Source organism: Blastochloris tepida (assembly GCF_003966715.1).
GTDB lineage: Bacteria > Pseudomonadota > Alphaproteobacteria > Rhizobiales > Xanthobacteraceae > Blastochloris > Blastochloris tepida.
On the sequence record NZ_AP018907.1, the window covers coordinates 1054938 to 1074799 of the forward strand.

Annotated in this window: 15 protein-coding genes; 5 read left to right on the forward strand and 10 right to left on the reverse strand. The window is 70.3% G+C overall.

Translation table 11 applies throughout. From position 1 onward, the window contains the following. Positions 1–35: 35 nt before the first annotated feature. Positions 36–488, reverse strand: coding sequence for a hypothetical protein (locus BLTE_RS04755; RefSeq protein WP_126398091.1), 453 nt, complete (start codon positions 486–488; stop codon positions 36–38). 178 nt (positions 489–666) lie between these two features. Here BLTE_RS04755 and BLTE_RS04760 point away from each other — a divergent pair, with 178 nt between their 5' ends. Further along, positions 667–2277, forward strand: coding sequence for a glycoside hydrolase family 17 protein (locus BLTE_RS04760; protein ID WP_126398093.1), 1611 nt, complete (start codon positions 667–669; stop codon positions 2275–2277). On the opposite strand, the gene BLTE_RS04765 is transcribed toward BLTE_RS04760, so the two are convergent. Continuing rightward, positions 2243–2620, reverse strand: coding sequence for a hypothetical protein (locus BLTE_RS04765; RefSeq protein WP_126398095.1), 378 nt, complete (start codon positions 2618–2620; stop codon positions 2243–2245). The two genes, BLTE_RS04760 and BLTE_RS04765, sit on opposite strands and share 35 nt — an antisense overlap. Before the next feature lie 81 nt (positions 2621–2701). Next, positions 2702–3574: a hypothetical protein gene (locus BLTE_RS04770; RefSeq protein WP_126398097.1), complete on the reverse strand. Its 873-nt coding sequence runs from the start codon at positions 3572–3574 to the stop codon at positions 2702–2704. Positions 3575–3904: 330 nt separating this feature from the next. Here BLTE_RS04770 and glmU point away from each other — a divergent pair, with 330 nt between their 5' ends. Further along, positions 3905–5266: a bifunctional UDP-N-acetylglucosamine diphosphorylase/glucosamine-1-phosphate N-acetyltransferase GlmU gene (gene glmU, locus BLTE_RS04775; protein WP_126398099.1), complete on the forward strand. Its 1362-nt coding sequence runs from the start codon at positions 3905–3907 to the stop codon at positions 5264–5266. Between the two features lie 113 nt (positions 5267–5379). Beyond that, positions 5380–7203, forward strand: a complete 1824-nt coding sequence (glmS, locus tag BLTE_RS04780; protein WP_126398101.1) for a glutamine--fructose-6-phosphate transaminase (isomerizing) — start codon at positions 5380–5382, stop codon at positions 7201–7203. A 3-nt stretch (positions 7204–7206) separates the two neighbouring features. On the opposite strand, the gene BLTE_RS04785 is transcribed toward glmS, so the two are convergent. The 4 genes from BLTE_RS04785 to BLTE_RS04800 form a co-directional block, all read right to left on the reverse strand. Continuing rightward, on the reverse strand, positions 7207–7632 hold the full coding sequence (locus BLTE_RS04785; protein WP_126398103.1) for a YbaN family protein: 426 nt from the start codon (positions 7630–7632) through the stop codon (positions 7207–7209). Between the two features lie 283 nt (positions 7633–7915). Next, complete coding sequence (gene recG, locus BLTE_RS04790) at positions 7916–10018, reverse strand: ATP-dependent DNA helicase RecG (protein WP_126398105.1); 2103 nt, start codon at positions 10016–10018, stop codon at positions 7916–7918. Positions 10019–10062: 44 nt separating this feature from the next. Further along, positions 10063–10353, reverse strand: coding sequence for a type II toxin-antitoxin system RelE/ParE family toxin (locus BLTE_RS04795; RefSeq protein WP_165439192.1), 291 nt, complete (start codon positions 10351–10353; stop codon positions 10063–10065). Positions 10354–10363: 10 nt separating this feature from the next. Next, entirely contained in the window at positions 10364–10624 is a 261-nt protein-coding gene (locus tag BLTE_RS04800) for a type II toxin-antitoxin system ParD family antitoxin (protein ID WP_126402050.1), read from the reverse strand. Positions 10625–10800: 176 nt separating this feature from the next. Here BLTE_RS04800 and BLTE_RS04805 point away from each other — a divergent pair, with 176 nt between their 5' ends. Both BLTE_RS04805 and mfd read left to right on the forward strand, forming a co-directional pair. Beyond that, positions 10801–11097: an FAD assembly factor SdhE gene (locus BLTE_RS04805; RefSeq protein WP_126398109.1), complete on the forward strand. Its 297-nt coding sequence runs from the start codon at positions 10801–10803 to the stop codon at positions 11095–11097. Between the two features lie 196 nt (positions 11098–11293). Next, positions 11294–14809: a transcription-repair coupling factor gene (mfd, locus tag BLTE_RS04810; RefSeq protein ID WP_126398111.1), complete on the forward strand. Its 3516-nt coding sequence runs from the start codon at positions 11294–11296 to the stop codon at positions 14807–14809. Between the two features lie 21 nt (positions 14810–14830). Here mfd and BLTE_RS04815 read toward each other — a convergent pair whose 3' ends face one another. The 3 genes from BLTE_RS04815 to BLTE_RS04825 form a co-directional block, all read right to left on the reverse strand. Next, a complete protein-coding gene (locus BLTE_RS04815; protein WP_126398113.1) occupies positions 14831–16093 on the reverse strand; it encodes a hypothetical protein in 1263 nt (420 codons plus the stop codon). Positions 16094–16299: 206 nt separating this feature from the next. Further along, the gene (locus tag BLTE_RS04820) at positions 16300–17826 is read right to left on the reverse strand and encodes a class I adenylate-forming enzyme family protein (RefSeq protein WP_126398115.1); all 1527 of its coding nucleotides are present in this window, start codon (positions 17824–17826) and stop codon (positions 16300–16302) included. Positions 17827–17841: 15 nt separating this feature from the next. Then, the gene (locus BLTE_RS04825; RefSeq protein WP_425290285.1) at positions 17842–19698 is read right to left on the reverse strand and encodes an extracellular solute-binding protein; all 1857 of its coding nucleotides are present in this window, start codon (positions 19696–19698) and stop codon (positions 17842–17844) included. Positions 19699–19862 lie beyond the last annotated feature (164 nt).

A 19862-nucleotide genomic window follows, 5' to 3' on the forward strand; every position in this document is an offset into this window, starting at 1 on the left:
CGCGGGAGCCGCTCTGCGGCCCTGCGGAGACTGCTCTATTGGGCCGCCGTCGCGGCCGGCGCTTCGGGCTGCATCCAGCAGGCATGCACCCGCTGGGACAGGCTCTCCGGAGCCTTCTGGTCGATATTGCCCTGGCGGACCACGCACCGGAACGTCAGGCGAAGGTGATCCGACGGGCAGGAGAATCGGTCGTAGACTTCCATGTGCCGGCGGGCAGTATCGACGTCGTCGCGGAACAGCAGGCTGGCGATCCGCCGGCCCAGCCACACGCACTCCGCCTTGCCGGCGCCACCGGAAAGCTTCCCAGCCTCGGTGATTTCTTCCAGCACCCTCTTGTTCGCCTCGGCGACGGGGTCATCCGTCTGCGGCGGTGGCGGGGTGGTGTTCCCCTGCTGTGGCGCGGACTGCGCGAAGACGGACGGTGACGCACATGAAAACAGTACGCCGGCCACAAGGACGGCGCCGATAACGCGTGATGCGGTGCACATGGCAGGAAGATCTACAGAAGGAGGACCGGCGGTCCCCGCAAGCTTCTCTCTAACACCATTCGATTATGACGGGATGACGGCGATGTGAACCACCCGAAGCGGGTTTGCGCGAAATTTTCGTCAGCTTGGCAGTCGCGGCGGGAGCGGCTATGTCGGCCCGTTCTCGGATTGGATCGCCATGTTCCGCGCCATCTCCACACTCGGCCTTGCCGTCATCGTCGTCGTGTCCGCCTGGGCGTGGCTCGGCGCCCCGGTCGCCATGCCGCCTTCGCCCCTGGCCGCGGGCGAGAAGCTCCACTGCGTGTCCTATGCGCCGTTCCGCAACGGCCAGAGCCCGCTCGACGGCGGTACGGTGATTCCCCGCGCCCAGATCGAGGAGGATCTGGCGCGGCTGGCCAAGGTCACCGGCTGCGTGCGCACCTATGCCACCGAGCTCGGCCTGTCGATGGTGCCCGAGATCGCGGCGCAACACGGCCTGAAGGTGCTGCAGGGGCTGTGGCTGGGCAGCGAGCCGGCCAAGAACGCCGTCGAGATCGAGACGGTGGTGCGGCTGGCCAACGAGCACCGCGACACCATCCGCGGCGTCGTGGTCGGCAATGAGGTGCTGCTGCGCGGCGAGATGTCGGACATCGACCTCGCCGACACCATCCGCAAGGTCAAGGCGCAGGTGCCGGTTCCGGTCACCTATGCCGACGTGTGGGAATACTGGCTGCGCCACCGCAGCCTCGCGGCGGCGGTCGATTTCGTCACCATCCACATCCTGCCCTATTGGGAGGACTTCCCGGTCGCCGCCCACGACGCCGGCCGCCACATCGACGAGATCGAGCGCAAGGTGGCCGCCGTGTTCCCCGGCAAGGAGATCCTGATCGGCGAGGCCGGCTGGCCGAGCGCCGGGCGGATGCGCGAGGGCGCGCTGCCGTCGCCCGCCAATCAGGCGCGGGTGATCCACGATCTGCTCGAACTGGCCAAGCGCGACGGCTACCGCGTCAATGTCATCGAGGCGTTCGACCAGCCCTGGAAGCGGCGGCTGGAGGGCACGGTCGGCGGCCATTGGGGGCTGCTCGACGCGTCGAGCCGCGAGCCGAAATTCGTCCTCGGCGAGGCGGTCTCCAACCGGCCGCTGTGGATCTGGCAGGCGATCGGCGGGGTGCTGATGGTGCTCGCGGTCGGCGCCAGCGCCCATCTCGCCGCCCACCGCCGGGGGGCGGTGATCCAGGTCGGCTGGGGCGGCTGGGCGGGCCTGTGGGTGCTCGCGGTCAGTGCCGGCGTGTTCGTGCCGATGGCGGCGGAAGCGGCGATGCTGGAAAGCCTCGGCCCCGGCGGCTGGGTGCGCAACGGCGCGCTGCTGGCTGCCGCCGCCGCGGCGGCGCCGCTGATTGCCGCGGCGCTGGTGTTCGGCCGGCCGCTGGAAGGATTCGGCGTCGTGCTCGATTCGCAGCAGCGTCTCCTGACCGACTTCTGGATCAAGGCGCCGGCCCTGCTGCTGGCCATCGTGACCGTGCTGGCGATCCAGAGCGCGCTCGGGCTGGTGTTCGACGCCCGCTACAAGGACTTTCCGTTCGCGGCGCTGAGCGCGGCGGTTCTGCCGCTGGCGGTGCTCGCCGTGTCGGGGTCGCGCGGGCCGCGGCTCGACGGCATCGCCGAGATCGCCGCCGCCGCGGTGCTGGTCGGCTCGGCGATCTTCGTGTCGCTCAACGAGACGTTCGCCAACTGGCAGGCGCAGTGGACCTGCGTGCTGTGGCTGGTGCTGGCGGCTACGCTGCTGCGGGCGCGGGGCGCGCGAAGCTGATGACCAGGAGGCCGAGCGCCAAGGCGGCGAGCTCCTTGTTGTAGAGCACGACGCCGATGCCGCCGGCCACCAGCGCCAGCGCGAACAGCGCCACGTGCGGCCGCGTCAGATGGGCGAGGGCGGCGGCCAGCGCGATCCAGCCGAAGACGCTGTAGTTGAACAGCAGCGTGACGATGCGGCGCATGCCGCACATCGTGGTCGCAAGCCCCGCCTCGCAGGCGAGGCCCACGGTGGAATTCTCGATCACCAGATAGCGGACATACATCGCCCAGCCGACGGCGAGGAACCCGGCGGCGATCAGCACGGATGTCGCGCGCGGCGACGGCAGAAACGGCGGGCGCATCACAATTACCCTCCCTGGCAGGACGAGGCGGGAGGGGTGAACCGAAGGCGCGCCGCCGTCAAGCGCCCTGACGCCGCCTTATCAATACAGCGCCAGCTTCTGGCCGTTGAACTGGGTCGGCTGGCAGGCGACGCCGGTGGTGGCGAGGGCGGCGCACAGCCGCGCCGCCGCCGCGGCATTGGCGACCGGCCCGACGATCAGGCGCAGCTCGACCGTGCCGTTGCGCGGCCCGTCCCGGACGGACACCAGCGGCCGCAGCCCATCGAGTAACCGACTGTTGCCGGAGCGGATGGTCGACCACATGGTCCGCAGCCCCTCGATGGAGGCGTTGCCGCCGATATCGATGCCGAACTCGGTGCGGGTGCCGACCGAGTCGGCCGGCGAGGAATCGGCCTTGGTGCGCGGCTGCGGCACGGCGGGGTTGGGCGCGGACCAGGCCGGCTTGGAGATCTCACCGAGCGGCAGCGGCTGACCGATGTCTGTGCGCTGATCGCTGCTTTCGGCGCTGCTGGGCTCGGCCGACGGCGGCTCCGGGCTGGCCGCCGGCGCCGCGCGGACCGATTCGACCGGGGCGGGCGCGGCGGGGCGTGCCGGCGCGGGGCCTGCGCCCGCGTCGCGGCCGCGTGGGATCGAGGCGGTGACGTCGCCGAGCGTGCGCTCCATCTGGTCGAGGCGGGCGACCAGCCGCTCGCGCTCGGCGGTGAGGGTGCGGATGGCGTCGGCGAGGCGCTCGGTCTCGGCGACCAGGGTCGGGTCGGTGCGCACGATCACCTGCGGCGCGCCGGGCGCGGCCGCGGCGTCAGCCGTCTCGACCGCCGGATCGCCCGACAGCGAGGCCGCGAACACGGTGGCCAGCGCGCCGGCCAGCGCGATGCCGCCCCACGCAGCGTAGGTCGTCAGCGATGAGGGCTCGTCATCGTCCCGGTGCGGACGGTGCCGCAATGAAGATGTCATAGCAAGCTCAAGCCAAAACCAGAATCATCATTAATTCAATTTACCAGATTCGCATAAATTCGCCGCTTTCCTGTCTTCCCACGCCTCGCTATTACAGGTTGGCCGCTGCAGGATTGCGTGAACCGGACCCATGGCCGCAGCCGCGCCGCACGGGCGGCGGCGGCCGTCGGGTCTCCAAGCGCGCCGTCCCATAGCGGCGTCCGCCGATCCGCTCCAACGGGTGGACGCCTTAAGTGATTGAATTGTCGCATTCTCTTTCGCGGGACCGGTTCCGGCACTTGCGGAGAATGCTCCAGCCCCGACCGGCCGATGCCACGCCCGGAGATCCAGATGCCGCGCCCGACCACCCTCGCGATCGTTCTCGCCGCCGGCGAGGGAACCCGCATGAAGTCCGCCGTGCCCAAGGTGCTGCACCGCGTCGGCGGGCGCACGCTGATCGGCCATGTGATGAGCACGTTGGCTGCGGCGGGGGCGGATGCCGTGGCGGTGGTGGTCGGTCCCGACCGGGCGGACGTGGCGGCCGAGGTGCGCCGGTTCGCGCCCGCGGCGGAGGTGTTCGAGCAGCGCGAGCGGCTCGGCACGGCGCACGCGGTGCTGGCGGCGCGCTCGGCCATCGCCCGCGGCTATGACCGCATCCTGGTTGTGTTCGGCGACACGCCGCTGGTGCGGCGCGAGACGATGACCGGGCTCGCCGAGGCCGCCGGGGACGCCGCCGTTGCGGTGCTCGGCTTCCGGCCGCGTGATCCTGCGGGCTATGGCCGGCTGGTGATGCGCGGGGGCGCGCTGGTCGCGATCCGCGAGGAGAAGGACGCCAGCGCCGACGAAAAGGCGATCGGGCTCTGCAATGCCGGCCTGATGGCGCTCGGCGGCGCCACGGCGCTGTCGCTGCTGGAGCGCATCGGCAACGACAACGCCAAGCGCGAATTCTACCTCACCGATGTCGTCTCGCTCGCGGTCTCCTCGGGGCTCAAGACGGCGACGCTGGAGGCGGATGAAGAGGATGTGCTGGGCGTCAATGACCGCGCCCAACTCGCCGCCGCCGAGGCGGTGTTTCAGGACCGGGCGCGGGCGGCGGCCCTGGCCGGCGGCGTCACGCTGGTGGCGCCGGAGACGGTGTTCTTCGCTGCCGACACCGTGCTCGGGCGCGACGTGGTGGTCGAGCCGTTCGTGGTGTTCGGCCCCGGCGTCACGGTCGGCGACGGCACCGTCATCAAGGCGTTCGCCCACCTCAACGGTTTCGAGAAGGGCAAGGTCGGCACGGTGGCAGTGGGCGAGGAGGTGGAGCTTGGCCCGTTCGCCCGGCTGCGCGCCGGTGCCGCCATCGGCAACGCCGCGCACATCGGCAATTTCGTCGAGGTCAAGGCCAGCGACGTCGGCGAGGGCGCCAAGGTCAATCACCTCACCTATATCGGCGACGCCAGCGTCGGCGCGGGCAGCAATGTCGGGGCCGGCACCATCACCTGCAATTACGACGGCTACGGCAAGTACCGCACCGAGATCGGCCCCGGCGCCTTCATCGGCTCGAACTCCTCGCTGGTGGCGCCTGTGCGGATCGGTGCGGGCGCCTATGTCGGCTCGGGCTCGGTGGTCACCGCCGACGTGCCGGACGGCGCTCTGGCGGTCGGCCGCGGCCGGCAAGTCAACAAGGACGGCTGGGCGGATGAATTCCGGCGCACCAAGGGCAAGGGCTAGACCTGTCCGGCGACGCGGTCCGTGCGCCTGTCACGAACCGTGACGTTTTGTGATTTGCCCGCGCTGTTTGCGGGTTTTACCTCGAGCTGGACTTTGGCAGGGAGCCTCTAGTCATGTGCGGAATCGTCGGAATTCTGGGACGGGAGCCGGTGGCCGAGCGGCTGGTCGAGGCGCTGAAGCGGCTCGAATACCGCGGCTATGATTCGGCCGGCGTCGCCACGCTGGAGGGCGGGCACATCGCCCGCCGGCGCGCCGAGGGCAAGCTCAGAAACCTCGATCTCAAGCTGCACGCCGAGCCGCTCAACGGCACCGTCGGCATCGGCCACACCCGCTGGGCCACCCATGGCGCGCCGACCGAGCGCAACGCCCACCCGCACGCCACCGAGAAGGTGGCGGTGGTCCACAACGGCATCATCGAGAATTTCCGCGAGCTGCGGCATTCGCTGGAGGCGGCCGGGCACGTCTTCCGCACCGAGACCGACACCGAGGTGGTCGCCCACCTCGTCACCGACGAGATGAACAGCGGCAAGGCGCCGATCGAGGCGGTGGCCGCCGCGCTGCCCAAGCTGAAGGGGGCGTTTGCGCTGGGCTTCGTGTTCGACGGCGCGCCCGACCTGCTGATCGGCGCCCGCCGCGGCTCGCCGCTGGCGATCGGCTATGGCGACGGCGAGATGTACATCGGCTCCGACGCGCTGGCGCTGGCGCCGTTCACCGACCGCATCGCCTATCTCGACGACGGCGACTGGGCGGTGCTCAGCCGCAACGGCGCCGAGATTCACGACGCCGCCGGCCACAAGGTGGAGCGGCCGCAGATCCGCTCCCAGGCGTCCTCCTTCCTGGTCGACAAGGGCAATCACCGCCACTTCATGGCCAAGGAAATCCACGAGCAGCCCGAGGTGGTGGGCCACACGCTCGCCTATTATCTCGACATGGCGAACGACCGCGTGCGGCTGCCCAAGCTGCCGTTCGACATCGCGAGCCTCAAGCACGTGGCGATCTCGGCCTGCGGCACCGCCTTTTATGCCGGGCTGATCGGCAAATACTGGTTCGAGCGCTTCGCGCGGCTGCCGGTGGAGATCGATATCGCCTCGGAGTTCCGCTACCGCGAGGCGCCGCTCGAACCCGGCGGGCTTGCGGTGTTCGTCTCGCAGTCGGGCGAGACCGCCGACACGCTGGCCTCGCTGCGCTATGCGGCGCAGCACGGCCAGAACATCCTCAGCGTCGTCAATGTGCCGACCTCGACCATCGCCCGCGAAAGCCACGCGGTGATGCCGACGCTGGCCGGGCCGGAGATCGGCGTCGCCTCGACCAAGGCGTTCACCTGCCAGCTCGCGGTGCTGGCCAGCCTCGCGGTTGCGGCGGGCCGCGCCCGCGGCACGCTGTCGGAGGTCGACGAGCAGCGGCTGGTCGCAGCCCTCGTCGCGGCGCCGGGCCTGATGGCCGAAGCGCTGAAGCTGGAGCCGCAGATCGAGGCCTTGGCGCGCAACCTCTCCAAGGCGAAGGACGTGCTCTATCTCGGCCGTGGCACCAGCTATCCGCTGGCGCTGGAAGGCGCGCTGAAGCTGAAGGAGATCAGCTACATCCACGCCGAAGGCTATGCGGCGGGCGAGCTCAAGCACGGGCCGATCGCGCTGATCGACGAGACCATGCCGGTCATCGTCATCGCCCCCTATGACCGCATCTTCGAGAAGACCGCCTCGAACATGCAGGAGGTGGCGGCGCGCGGCGGGCGCATCATCCTGTTCACCGATGCCAAGGGCGCGGAAGAGGCGGGCGTCGAGACCGAGGCGACCTTCGTGCTGCCGGACATGCCGGCGACCATCACGCCGTTCGCCTATGCCGTGCTGATCCAGCTTCTCGCCTACCACACGGCGGTGGTGATGGGCACCGACGTCGACCAGCCGCGCAATCTGGCGAAGTCGGTGACGGTGGAGTGAGCCTCAACCGGCCGGCGTCTCCGGCTGCAGCGCCATCCAGATGCCGACCGCGAGCACCGACACGGTGGTGGCGGCGATGGCGATCGGCGGGGCGCCGACCGCCCACACCACTGTCACGCTGAGCACGAAGCTGGCATAGGCAATAAACTTGGCGCGACGCGGAATGACGCCGTGGGCGCGCCAGTTGCGCACGAACGAGCCGTAGCGCGGGTGTTCGAGAATCCAGCGCTCGAAGCGCGGCGAGGAGCGCGCGAACAGCCACGCCGCCAGGATCAGGAACACCACGCCGGGCATCACCGGCGTCACCATGCCGATGAGGCCGAGGCCCAGCGCCACGAAGCCGAGCGGGCGGTAGACGAAGCGGCGCAGGCCGCGCGAAATCCGCCGCGCGCGGCGCAGGCGGAGCAGTGCGGGGTCGGGCGGACTCATGGCGGAAATCTACACCGCGGCTGGGCGGACGGCGACGTGTGTCTTGCCGGGAGAACGGACGAAACCGTGGGTTCCTGCACGACCGGTCGTCCCCGGCGAGCGCGGCGAACGCCGCGCGAGGGAAGGGGACCCATGGTCCGAGACAGTGGGATATGCCAAACCGTCCTGCATCTTGCGTCGAGAATCTTCGCGCGGTGCGGTTCTTGGGTCCCCTTCCCGACCGCCTGCGGCGGTCGCCGGGGACGACTGGCGAGGTTCGGGGCCAACGTGCCAAACGGCAAAATCACCCCGCCTGCAGCAGCCGCACCGCCTCGGTGCGCTCGAAGAGATGCAGCAGCACCCGCAGCGCCTTGCCCTGCTCGCTTTCCAGCGCGGGATCGCGGCTGAGCGCCAGCGCCGCCTCGTCGCGCGCGGTCTGAAGCAGCGCGCCGTGGGTCTCCAGCCGCGCCAGCCGGAAGCCGGGAAAGCCGGACTGGCGGGTGCCGAGCACGTCGCCTTCGCCGCGCAGCCTTAAGTCCTCCTCGGCGATGCGGAAGCCGTCCTCGCTGTCGCGCAATATCGCGAGGCGGGCCTTGGCGGTCTCGCCGAGCGGGCCCTTGTAGAGCAGGAGGCAGGTGGACGGCTTGTCGCCGCGGCCGATGCGCCCGCGCAACTGGTGAAGCTGGGCGAGGCCGAAGCGCTCGGCGTGCTCGATCACCATCACGGTCGCTTCCGGCACGTCGACGCCGACCTCGATCACCGTGGTGGCGACGAGGATGGAGGTCTCGCCGGCGGCGAAGCGGGCCATCGCGGCGTCCTTGTCCGCCCCCTTGAGCCGGCCGTGGATCAGCCCGACGCGGTCGCCAAACCTGCCCTTGAGCGCAACCGCGCGGTCCTCGGCGGCGGCGAGATCGACCTCGCTCGATTCCTCGACCAGCGGGCACACCCAATAGACCCGCGCGCCCGACGCCACGGCGCGGCCGACGGCGTCGGCCACCTCCGGCAGGCGCTCCAAGGGAACGGTGCGGGTGTCGATGGGCAGGCGCCCGGCCGGCTTCTCGGTCAGCGCCGAGACGTCCATGTCGCCGAAATAGGTCAGCACCAGCGTGCGCGGGATCGGGGTCGCGGTCATCACCAGCAGATCCACCGCCTCGCCCTTGCTGGCGAGCGCGAGCCGCTGGTGGACGCCGAAACGGTGCTGCTCGTCGACCACCGCAAACGCCAGATCCTTGAACGCGACGTCCTCTTGGAACAGCGCGTGGGTGCCGACCACGATGTCGAGCGTGCCCGCCGCCAGCGCCAACACGATGGCCTCGCGGGCGCGGCCCTTCTCGCGGCCGGTGAGCAGCGCCACCCTGAGCCCCGCGGCCTCGGCGAAGCGGGCGATGGTGGCGAAGTGCTGGCGGGCGAGGATCTCGGTTGGCGCCATCAGCGCCGCCTGCCGGCCGGATTCCACCACCTGGGCCATCGCGATCAGCGCCACCACCGTCTTGCCGGCGCCGACATCGCCCTGCAACAGCCGGATCATGCGGGTGTCGCCGGCCAGATCGGCCGAGATGTCCGCCACCGCCTGCTGCTGGGAGGCGGTGAGGGTGAAGGGGAGGGCGGCAAGCAGCCGGGCGCGGACGGTGCCGTCGCCGGGGCTCGGCCGGCCCGGCTCGCGCTTCATGTGACCGCGCAGAAGCTGCAACGCGAGCTGGCCGGCCAGGAGCTCGTCATAGGCGAGGCGGCGCCACGCCGGGCTCTCGGGGTCGAGATCCTCGGGCGCGGCCGGGGCGTGCAGCGTGCGCAGCGCCTCGGCGAAGCCCGGCCAGCGGTTGCGGGCGAGGTGGGCGGCATCCTGCCATTCGGGCAGCGCCGGCAGGCGGGCCAGCGCCGCCGCGGCGGTGCGCCGCAGGTTCCCGAGCGCCAGCCCCTCGGTGAGTGGATAGACCGCCTCCAGCGCCGGCAGGCTGGCGGCGTCCTCCACCGACACCACCCGGTCGGGGTGGGCCATCTGCAGCATGCCGTCATACATCTCGACGGTGCCGGAGACGATGCGCCGCTCGCCGACCGGGAACAGCTTCTCCAGCCGGGCCTTGTCGCCCTTGAAATAGACCAACACCAGATCGCCGGTATCGTCATGGGTGTAGATGCGCCACGGCGCCTTGGCCCGGCCTTGCGGCGGCGGGCGGTGCTGGTCGACCGCAACCTCGACGGTCGCCAGCATGCCCGGCCGCACTTCGGCGAGAACGGGCCGCCAGCGCCGGTCGATCACGGTATGGGGCAGGTGGAAGACGAGGTCGACCACGCGGGCCGGGGCGCCGTCGCGGCCAAGCAGCCGGTCATAGAGCGGCTTCAGGCGTGGCCCGACGCCGGGCAGCGCGGTGATCGGGGCGAACAGCGGATCGAGCACGAAGGGGCGCATGGCGTTGTGATCGCTGTCCGGTTCAGGCGAGCGGCAGGCTGCGGTCAGGACAGCCAGTTTTCGACATCGCGCATGCCGTGCACAATGGCCACCACCAGCACGCCGTCAGGCTGCGGTTCGTAGATCACGATGTAGCGGCCTTCCACCAGGATTCGCGCGGTCGGGCTCAATTCGGGGCGGGCGGCGCCGAGGCCGGGATGGGCGGCGGCAAGCTCGACCTTGTGCAGGATGCGGCGGTAGAGGCCATCGGCGGCCGCGACATTGTCCGCGGCGATGGAGGACCATATCCCGTAGAGATCGGCCTCGGCCTGCGGCGTGAAGGAGACCCGAGCCACGAATGGGATCCTAGCCGCGCTTGGGTGTTCTGGCCTTGAACTCGGCGAGAAGCGCCTCGGGCTCGATGGGGCGGGGCGGGCCGCTGGCCATTCCCTGGTCATAGGCCTGCTTCAGCTTCGCCAACTCCAGCGCCCGGATCTCCTCGCGCTGTGCCCACAGGCGCAGCGCCTCGCGCACCACCTCGCTGTTGGAGGCATAGGCGCCCGACTCGACCGCCTGTTGCACCCGTTCCGCCTGCTGGTGGGAGAGGGAAATGGTCATCGTACGCATCATGAAACCGTCCCGGTCCTGATAAGCAATCATAACAGGAATTCACAAGAACCAACATGAGCGCGGATCGGGTTTGATGCGCCGACGGTCTCGCCCGCGGGCGCGATAGGCTATATGGACGTGTGGACCCGGGGGCCGAACGGCTCCGCGGGCCGTTGTCTATTTTGGAGTGAGCCATGTCAGGCACCACGCGGTCGAGCGCCGGGCTCGACGAGCGCCGCCGCCGCATCCTGTTCCGCGCCTGGCACCGTGGCACCCGTGAACTCGACCTGCTGATCGGCCGCTTCGCCGATGCCCGCCTGGAGGATTTGAGCGAGGCCGAGGTCGATGCGCTGGAGACCTTGATGGAGGCGCAGGACGTGGACATCTACGGCTGGATCACCGGCAGCCGGCCCGTGCCCTCGGCCTATGACACGGCGTTGCTGCAAAGCCTGCGTGACTTCCATCGCGACCATCCGGGATCGGAGGCGTGATGAAGGCCGCTCTTTCTCTTCCCTCTCCCCTTGCGGGAGAGGGTGCCGAGCGATCTTGAGATCGCGAGGCGGGTGAGGGGTGAAAGCGATGTCGACCCGACATGCCGCTCACCCGGCTCGACCTCGCTTCGCTCGGTCTCGCCACCCTCTCCCGCAAGCGGAGAGGGAAGAGCTGCGCCGACCATCTGGATTCTGAATGACCAAGCCGCTTCGAGCCCCCCAGACCCTCCTTCCCGGCAAGCCGGTGACATTTGCCGGCGTCGCCGACGGCATCGAGCCGCTGGTCGCCGCCGACCTCGCCCGTGCCACTGCCGCGCGTCCCGACGCACCGGCGGTGAGCCTGCTGATGGTGTGCCGCGACGGGCCGCGCATGCAGGCGGTGGAAAGCGCGCTTGGCTTCTTCGCGCCCGACATCGAGGTGCTGACGCTGCCGGCCTGGGACTGCCAGCCCTATGATCGCGCCTCGCCCAACGCTGCCATCGTCGCGCGGCGCATGTCGGTGCTGGCGCGGCTCGCCCGCGTCACCGGGCGCGAGCGGCCGGCGATCCTGCTCACCACCGTCAATGCGGCGCTGCAGCGCGTGCCTGCGAAGGAGGTGGTGGCGGCGCAGTCGCTGTCGGTGGCGCCGGGCAACATGGTGTCGATGGACGGCATCATCCAGTGGCTGGAGATCAACGGCTTCCTGCGCAGCGCCACCGTGCGCGATACCGGCGAATATGCGGTGCGCGGCGGCATCGTCGACATGTTCCCGCCCGGCATGGAGCTGCCGGTGCGGCTCGATTTCTTCGGCGACACGCTGGAGTCGATCCGCACCTTCGATCCCGAGACCCAGCGCTCGGTGTCGCAGATGCGCCAGCTCGAATTCGTCCCCGTGAGCGAGCTTCAGCTCACCACCGAGTCGATCCGCCGTTTCCGACTCGGCTATGTCGCGGCGTTCGGCGCCGCGACCAAGGGCGATGCGCTCTATGAGGCGATTTCGGAAGGGCGCCGCTCGCCGGGCCACGAGCACTGGCTGCCGCTGTTCCACGATCGCCTCGACACGGTGTTCGACTATCTCGACAGCACGCCGGTGGTGCTGGAGCCGTTGGCCGAGGAGGCGGTGAAGGAGCGCTTCGCCCAGATCGCCGATTACTATCAGGCGCGGCGCGAGGCGCTCGACATGCCGGCCGGCGCCATGCAGGCGGTCTACAAGCCCTTGCCGCCGGAGAAGCTCTACCTCACCTCAAACGAATGGCAGGGCCGGCTGAACGAACGCGGCCTCGCCCGCGTCTCGCCGTTCGCGGCGCCCGAGGCGAAGGACGCGATCGACATCGGCGCCAAGCGCGGCCACAATTTCGCGGCCGAGCGCGCGGGCGACGCCAATGTGTTCGACGCGGTGGTCGCCCACATTCGCAGCCTGCAGGAAAGCGGCAAGACGGTGGTGGTGGCGGCGTGGACCGAGGGCTCGCGCGAGCGTCTCGGCCATGTGCTGCGCGACCATGGCCTTGAGCGCGTCGAGACGGTGGGAAGCTGGGCCAAGGCGCTGGCGCTCGATGCCCGCACCACCGGCCTTGCCATTCTCGGCCTTGAGGCCGGGTTCGAGACCGAGAGCGTCGCGGTTCTCGCGGAGCAGGACATTCTCGGCGAGCGGCTGGTGCGCACGCGCCGCGCCGCCAAGCGAGCGCACAACTTCATCGCCGAGGTGACGAGCCTCAGTGCCGGCGATCTCGTCGTGCATGTCGATCACGGCATCGGCCGCTTCGTGGGGCTCAAGACGGTGGAGGCCGCCGGCGCGCCGCACGACTGCCTGGAGCTGCATTATGCCGGCGGCGACCGGCTGTTTCTGCCGGTCGAGAACATCGAGCTTCTGACCCGCTACGGGTCGGAAGAGGCCGGCGTGGTGCTCGACAAGCTCGGCGGCCACGGCTGGCAGACGCGCAAGGCGCGGATGAAGAACCGCATCCGCGAGATGGCCTCGGTGCTGATCAAGGTCGCAGCCGAGCGCACGCTGAAGGAGGCGCCGCGCCTGTCGATCGCGCCGGGCCTCGCCGACGAGTTCGCCGCGCGCTTCCCCTATGAAGAGACCGAGGACCAGCTTGCCGCCATTGAAGCTGTCACCGACGATCTCGCCGCCGGCCATCCGATGGACCGGCTGGTGTGCGGCGACGTCGGCTTCGGCAAGACCGAGGTGGCGCTGCGCGCGGCGTTCGCGGCGGTGATGAACGGCAAGCAGGTGGCGGTGGTGGTGCCGACCACGCTGCTGGCGCGCCAGCACGCCCGCACCTTCACCGAGCGCTTCAAGGGCCTGCCGGTCAATGTCGCGGAGGCCTCGCGCATGGTCGGCTCGGCAGAGCTTGCGAAGGTCAAGGCCGGCATCGCCTCGGGCGGCATCGACATCGTGGTCGGCACGCACGCGCTGCTCGGCAAGGGCATCAGCTTCAAGGATCTCGGCCTGCTCATCGTCGACGAGGAGCAGCATTTCGGCGTCGGCCACAAGGAACGGCTCAAGCAGCTCCGCGCCGAGGTGCATGTGCTGACGCTGACGGCGACGCCGATCCCGCGCACGCTGCAGCTTGCGATGTCGGGCGTGCGCGAGATGTCGATCATCGCCACGCCGCCGGTGGACCGTCTGGCGGTACGCACCTTCATTGCGCCGTTCGATCCGCTGATGGTGCGCGAAGCCCTGCTGCGCGAGCGCTATCGCGGCGGACAGGCGTTCTATGTCTGCCCGCGCATCGAGGATCTCGCCGAAGCCAAGGATTTCCTCGACAAGACGGTGCCGGAGGTGAAGGTGGTGGTCGGCCACGGCCAGATGTCGGCGAAGGAGCTCGAGGAGGTGATGACCACCTTCTATGAGGGCCGCGCCGACGTACTGCTGTCGACGACCATCGTCGAATCCGGCCTCGACATTCCGACCGCCAACACGCTGATCATCCACCGCGCCGACATGTTCGGGCTGGCCCAGCTCTATCAGCTTCGCGGCCGCGTCGGGCGCTCGAAGACGCGCGCGTACGCGCTCTTCACCGTGCCGGCCGACAAGCCGCTGACGCCGCAGGCCGAACGGCGGCTCAAGGTGTTGCAGTCGCTCGATACGCTCGGCGCCGGCTTCCAGCTCGCCTCGCACGATCTCGACATCCGCGGCGCCGGCAACCTGCTCGGCGACGAGCAGTCCGGCCACATCAAGGAGGTCGGCTTCGAGCTCTACCAGCAGATGCTGGAAGAGGCGGTGGAGATGATGAAGGCCGGCATCACTGAGCCGGTGTCCGACCAGTGGTCGCCGCAGATCACGCTCGGCGTGCCGGTGACGATTCCGGAGGAGTATGTCGCGGACCTCAATGTACGGCTCGCGCTCTATCGCCGGCTCGCCGATCTCGACGACGACACCCAGATCGAGGCGGTGGCGGCCGAGATGGTCGACCGCTTCGGGCCGCTGCCGCCGGAGGTCGATCAGCTTCTCAAGATCGTCGCCATCAAGGCGCTGTGCCGGCGCGCCAATGTCGAGAAGGTCGATGCCGGACCGAAGGGCGTGGTCGTCGCCTTCCGTGACAACACCTTCAAGAACACGCGCGGCCTGATGAGCTATCTGGTCGAGCAGGGGCCGACGGTGAAGGTGCGGCCCGACCAGCGCATCCTGTTCCTGCGCAATTTCGAGAAGCTGTCGGAACGCCTCAAGGGCACCACGGCGATCCTGCGCAGCCTCGCCAAGATCGCCGCGCGCGCCGAAGCGGCGTGAGGCGATCCCGCCGCCACATCGTCACCCGGCGGCGGCCAGGGATTCGCCCTCGTCCGGACTGGTCAGGCGGGCGAGGAAGGCCTGCGGCGCCTCGTTGGGCTCTGCCGTCAGGCAGGCGACCTCAATGCGCGGCGCGATCTGGCCGGTTTCCGCCAGCACGGTGTGCGACAGCACCCGCGAGATGCGGGTGGCGACGCGCTGGGCGGCGTCGGGCTCGGTGCCGACCAGCACCGCCAGCATCAATCCGTCATCGATGCGGGTGACGAGATCGGAGCGCCGCAACAGGCAGGCCACCATGCGCGGCACGCCGTGCGGCAGCGGCCGGCCATCGTCGGTAGCGATGCGCAGGGCGGTGAAGTCGCGGCCATTGGCGTCCGACCACGCCATGGCCTGGATCAGGCCGGCGCGGAACGCCTCGGGCCACAACAGGCCGCTGTCCGGATCGGCGAGCCCCGCGCCGTGCATGTCCTGGATCACCGACGGCAACAGGGCTGCGAACGCATTGAGGCAGGCCGCGGCATGGAAGGCGGCCGCGAAGCGCGGATCGTGCAGGCCCAGCACCTCGGTGGGCGCGGCGAAGGCCGGCTCGCTCAGGGGATCCTCGACCAGCCGGAACGCCGGCAGGTCGGCCCAGCGTGGATCGTCGCGCAGCCAGGCGAGGAAACTGTCGGCGGACAGCGTGTCGATCGATGGGCCGATCACCAGCGCGTCGAAATGGCGGAGCTCGAGATAGGTGCCGGCGAGCGTGGTGGTCGGCGCGCCGACCATCGACAGGCCGCGCGCGGCGCAGATCGGCGCGACCAGCGGCAGAATCGTGCCATTGTCGATCACCAGCACGGCGATGTCGCGCACCGCGCTCCAGGGGTCGGGCAGGGCCGGCGTCTTCAGCGCCGCGGCACGGGCGATGCGCCGGCGCCGCTGCGTCTCCAAGAGCAGCGTGCGCACGCGGTTGGCGCGCGCGAGCGCGGCGAGGATCGGCTGCACGCCGGCATCGGCGGCGAGCCACAGCGTGGCGATGCGCTCGGCATCGTCCACCGACCAGCGGCGGATCAGCGGCACGAAATGCTCGGCCGTCAGCACCGCTGCGGTCAGCTCGTCGGCGGCCTCGTCGCAGCCGGCGGTGTCGAGAACCACCACCGCAGCCGGGGCGGTGCTGCGCAGCACCGCGGGCGCCTCGAGCGGCACCGCCGGCACCGCGCCGCTGTCGATCGCCGCACAGAGTTCATCGACGATCGGCGCGGCGACGTCCCGCGTCACGATCAGAACCGGACCGTCGAGCCGCATCTCTCAGGCTTCCAAACCTCGAACATCCGCCAAAAGGAGCACGTGCCCGTAAAGAACACGTCAATATTGCGGAATCTTCAGCAGCATTGAGTGATTCCACCTTCCGGTCTCGCCGAAATCTCCTGTCCGGGGCCGGAGTTTTCGGCGACCGCCATGCGAGACTCCGAGCCAATGGAGCAGATTTCGCAGGCAAGCAAGGTTGCAAGTCAAGCGTTTCTGCGCGTTCGGGTTGTTGACGCGGTTCCCGCCGATGGCGCTTTGGCGGGAGACACCCCGACCAGCGGCAGCGCGGCAGCGGCGGCGGCCGGATCGACCTCGCCCTCGGTGGTGGCGACCACCCGCTGGCCGAGCACCCGGTGCGGCAGCGCCGCCACCTCGACCGGCGCGTCGGCCAGCTTCGTCAGCTTGGCCTCGGCGTCGCGCAGCGACACTCGGTAGCCGCCGACGCGGGCCACGCCGCGGGGCGGGGCATCCGAGATCAGCCCGGCGCCGCCGGGGTCGGCGTGGCAGGTCCAGCCGGTGTCGTAGGCACTGTCGGCGACCAAAGGCAGGCCGGTGCCGGCGGGCACCGGATAGGCGACGCTCGGCACCATCGCGCCGGAGACGGCGAGCGTGCCCTGCAGCGTCCGGTGGCCGGCGACGCTTGCCGCCACCGGGTCGATGCCGGCCGCGGCATGGGCGCGGCTGGGAATGGCGGCGCGACTCTCCGGTCCCTCGCGGCGGCGCGCCAGCAGCGCCGCCTCGCCCCAGGCGGTGAGATCGATGGCGCAGATGCCCTCGGCGTGCCAGGGCGGCGGCGCCTGCTCGGGGGCGCGGTTCAACAGCAGCACGCCGCGCAGGTCCGCGCAGCGCGCCAGCAGGCCCTCGGCCGCCAGCGAGCCGCCGACGGCGGCCGGCACCAGCAGATGGGTTGCGTTTGCCAGGGCGGCGGTCTCCGCCACAGTCGCGGTGTCGGCGGGCTCTGCCAGCATCAGCGAGCCGCCGGTGAGCAGCCACACCACCACGCTCGCGGCCAAGCCGGCGAAGCTGGACGGCGCGATCGTCGAGACCAGCGCCGTTGCGGCATCGAGCCGGCCGGCGAGCAGGACCGGCACCGCGCCGGCGATCAGCGCCTGATGCGAGCGGGCCACGACATAGGGGCCGTCCGGCCCGACGTCCCAGGTCAGCACGGCGACGTGCTCGGCCGGGTTGCCGGCGCGGTAGCCCGGCAGGCGGCCGATCTCGCCATCGACCAGAGATTCCAGGCTGCCGAGGGGCACGACGCCGTCCGGCGCCTCATCCTCCAGAACGCACACGAAGCGGACGGAGAACACCTCGGCGGCGACCCGGCAGTGGGTCAGCGCGAGGTCGTCGGACGGCCCGAGCGAGATCAGCGCCCGCGCGCCGCAGCCCTCGATGGCCGGCGTCAGGTCGGCCTCGCGCCACAACTCGGGCACCATCATCGCGATCAGGCCGGCGCGCAGCGCGGCGAGGACGGCCACCACCTGCGCCATCGAGGCCGCCCCCTGCAGCGCGACGATCGAATCCTGCGGCAGGCCGAGCGCCACCAGCCGCGAGGCAAGCACGGAGACCGCGTGCTCGACGCTGGCATAGCTCAGGTGCCGCAGCTCGCCGCCGGCCCGATCGGCCAAAGCGATGGCCTCGGGGCGCTCGGCGGCGGCACGCCGGAAGATCTGATCGAGCGTCACCTTGCCGGTGAGACCGCTCCCGCTGCCGTCCCGTTCGAGAATCACTTTGCACCTCTTGGTCTAGGGTGCCACACGCCACCATGTTTCGGGGAGGGGACCGTAGAGCGAGACCGTCTCCGGCCGGCCGATGGTCTGCCAGCGGGCGAGCCAGATGTCCGGCAGGTGGAACAGCGGGATGATGTAGAGGCCGGAGATCAGCGCCCGGTCGAGCGCACGCGCCGCCACCACCAGCGCCTCGCGGTCGCGCGCCGCCAGCACCGCCTCGATCATGGCGTCGACCGCCGGGTTGCGGGCGCCCATATAGTTGCGCGTTCCCGGTACGTCGGCCGCCTTGGAGCCGAAATAGAACGCCTGCTCGTTGCCCGGCGACAGCGACGGCGTCCAGGTGTTGAGGATCATGTCGAAATCGTAGGTCTGCAGGCGGCGCTCGTACTGCACGCTGTCGACGAGGCGCACGGATGCCAGGACGCCGGCCCGCTTCGCCATGCGCGCATAGGCCAGCGCGAGCCGCTCCTGATCCTTGGTGGCGACCAGGATCTCGAAGGCGAGGGGGGCGCCGCGCTTGGTGCGGAGCGCGCCCCGGTCGAGCCGGTAGCCGGCCGCGGCCAGCCGGTCGAGGGCGCGCTTCAGGGTGTCGCGGTCGCGCCCCGAGCCGTCGGAGACCGGCGGGGCATAGGTGCCGTCCATCACCTCCGGGCGGATGGCATCGGCGAAGGGGGCGAGCAGGCGGCGTTCGGCCTCGCTCGCCGGCCGACCGAGGGCGGACAGGTCCGAGCCCTGGAAGAAGCTGCCGGTGCGGCGATAGGCGCCGAAATAGTAGCTGGCGTTTAGCCACTCGAAATCGAACAGCTCGATCAGCGCCTGACGCACCCGCACGTCGGCGAACAACGGCCGGCGCAGATTGAACACGAAGCCGGTGACCGGCTCGGGCAGGCCGTCGGAGACGGCCTCGCGCACGATCCGCCCGTCGCGGGCGGCGGGGAAGTCGTAGCCGGTCTGCCAGCGGCCGGGATCGGTCTCGAAGCGCACGTCGTAGAGACCGCGCTTGAAGGCCTCGAAATGGGTGTTGGCGTCGCGGTAATAATCGAAGCGGATCTCGTCGAAATTGTAGAGGCCGCGATTGATCGGCAGGTCGCGGCCCCAATAATCGGGGTTGCGGCGAAGGGTGAGGGAATCGCCCGGGCGCACGTCGGCGACGACATAGGGGCCGCTGCCGAGCGGCGGGGCGAGGCCGGTCTGGTCGAAGGTCTCGGGATCGATGGCGTGGCGCGGCAGCACCGGCATAAGGCCGAGGATCAGCGGCAGCTCGCGGTCGTCCGAGCCGGTGAGGTCGAAGCGCACCGTGCGCGGGCCGGTGATGTCGGCCGATTTCACCTTGGCGTAATAGGTGCGGTGGTTGGGCCGGCCCTTGTCGCGCAGCAAACGATGCGAGAACACCACGTCCTCGGGCGTCACCGGCCGGCCGTCGGAAAAGCGGGCGCGGGGGTCGAGCGTGAAGGCGACGAAGGTGCGCTCGGCGTCGGTCTCCACCGATTGGGCGAGCAGGCCATAAAGGGTGAAGGGCTCGTCGAGATTGCGGGCGAGCAGGCTTTCGACCACGTAGGAGCGGATGCCGGCGGCCGGCGTGCCGCGGACGATCAGCGGGTTGAGGCTGTCGAACGTGCCCACCACGCCCTGCACCAGCCGCCCGCCCTTCGGCGCATCCGGGTTCACATAGGGCAGGGCCTGGAAGTCGGCCGGCAGCGCCGGCTCGCCGTGCATCGCCAGTGCGTGGTTGGCGATGGCGGGGTTGACGATGGCGGGTGCCGGCTCGGCCGCGGCCGGGCCGGGGTGGCCGCCGAGGATCGCCGCCATCAGCGCGAGCGCTGAGGCGATCAGGCGAGGCATGTTCGGGCGCGGCGGTTTCGGTCGCAGCATGGCGGACTCGGTGCTGGCGGATTCTCGGCGCTGGCGGATTCACGGTCGGCAGGTGGGCGGCGCACCGCGACATTTCACGTCGCACGGCCGTTGCGTGCGGACCCTACCCATTCGCTTGGACGGCAGCATGGCGGGATTCGGGGCCTTCGGCAGCCCGGCCGTGC

Excerpts from the sequence above, each read along its gene's own strand:
- BLTE_RS04785 (WP_126398103.1), bottom strand. The coding sequence starts at position 7,632 with ATGAGTCCGCCCGACCCCGCACTGCTCCGCCTGCGCCGCGCGCGGCGG.
- BLTE_RS04800 (WP_126402050.1), bottom strand. The coding sequence starts at position 10,624 with ATGCGTACGATGACCATTTCCCTCTCCCACCAGCAGGCGGAACGGGTG.
- BLTE_RS04825 (WP_425290285.1), bottom strand. The coding sequence starts at position 19,698 with ATGCTGCGACCGAAACCGCCGCGCCCGAACATGCCTCGCCTGATCGCC.
- BLTE_RS04815 (WP_126398113.1), bottom strand. The coding sequence starts at position 16,093 with ATGCGGCTCGACGGTCCGGTTCTGATCGTGACGCGGGACGTCGCCGCG.
- BLTE_RS04765 (WP_126398095.1), bottom strand. The coding sequence starts at position 2,620 with ATGCGCCCGCCGTTTCTGCCGTCGCCGCGCGCGACATCCGTGCTGATC.
- glmU (WP_126398099.1), top strand. The coding sequence starts at position 3,905 with ATGCCGCGCCCGACCACCCTCGCGATCGTTCTCGCCGCCGGCGAGGGA.
- glmS (WP_126398101.1), top strand. The coding sequence starts at position 5,380 with ATGTGCGGAATCGTCGGAATTCTGGGACGGGAGCCGGTGGCCGAGCGG.
- BLTE_RS04755 (WP_126398091.1), bottom strand. The coding sequence starts at position 488 with ATGTGCACCGCATCACGCGTTATCGGCGCCGTCCTTGTGGCCGGCGTA.
- mfd (WP_126398111.1), top strand. The coding sequence starts at position 11,294 with ATGACCAAGCCGCTTCGAGCCCCCCAGACCCTCCTTCCCGGCAAGCCG.
- BLTE_RS04805 (WP_126398109.1), top strand. The coding sequence starts at position 10,801 with ATGTCAGGCACCACGCGGTCGAGCGCCGGGCTCGACGAGCGCCGCCGC.
- BLTE_RS04760 (WP_126398093.1), top strand. The coding sequence starts at position 667 with ATGTTCCGCGCCATCTCCACACTCGGCCTTGCCGTCATCGTCGTCGTG.
- BLTE_RS04770 (WP_126398097.1), bottom strand. The coding sequence starts at position 3,574 with ATGACATCTTCATTGCGGCACCGTCCGCACCGGGACGATGACGAGCCC.
- recG (WP_126398105.1), bottom strand. The coding sequence starts at position 10,018 with ATGCGCCCCTTCGTGCTCGATCCGCTGTTCGCCCCGATCACCGCGCTG.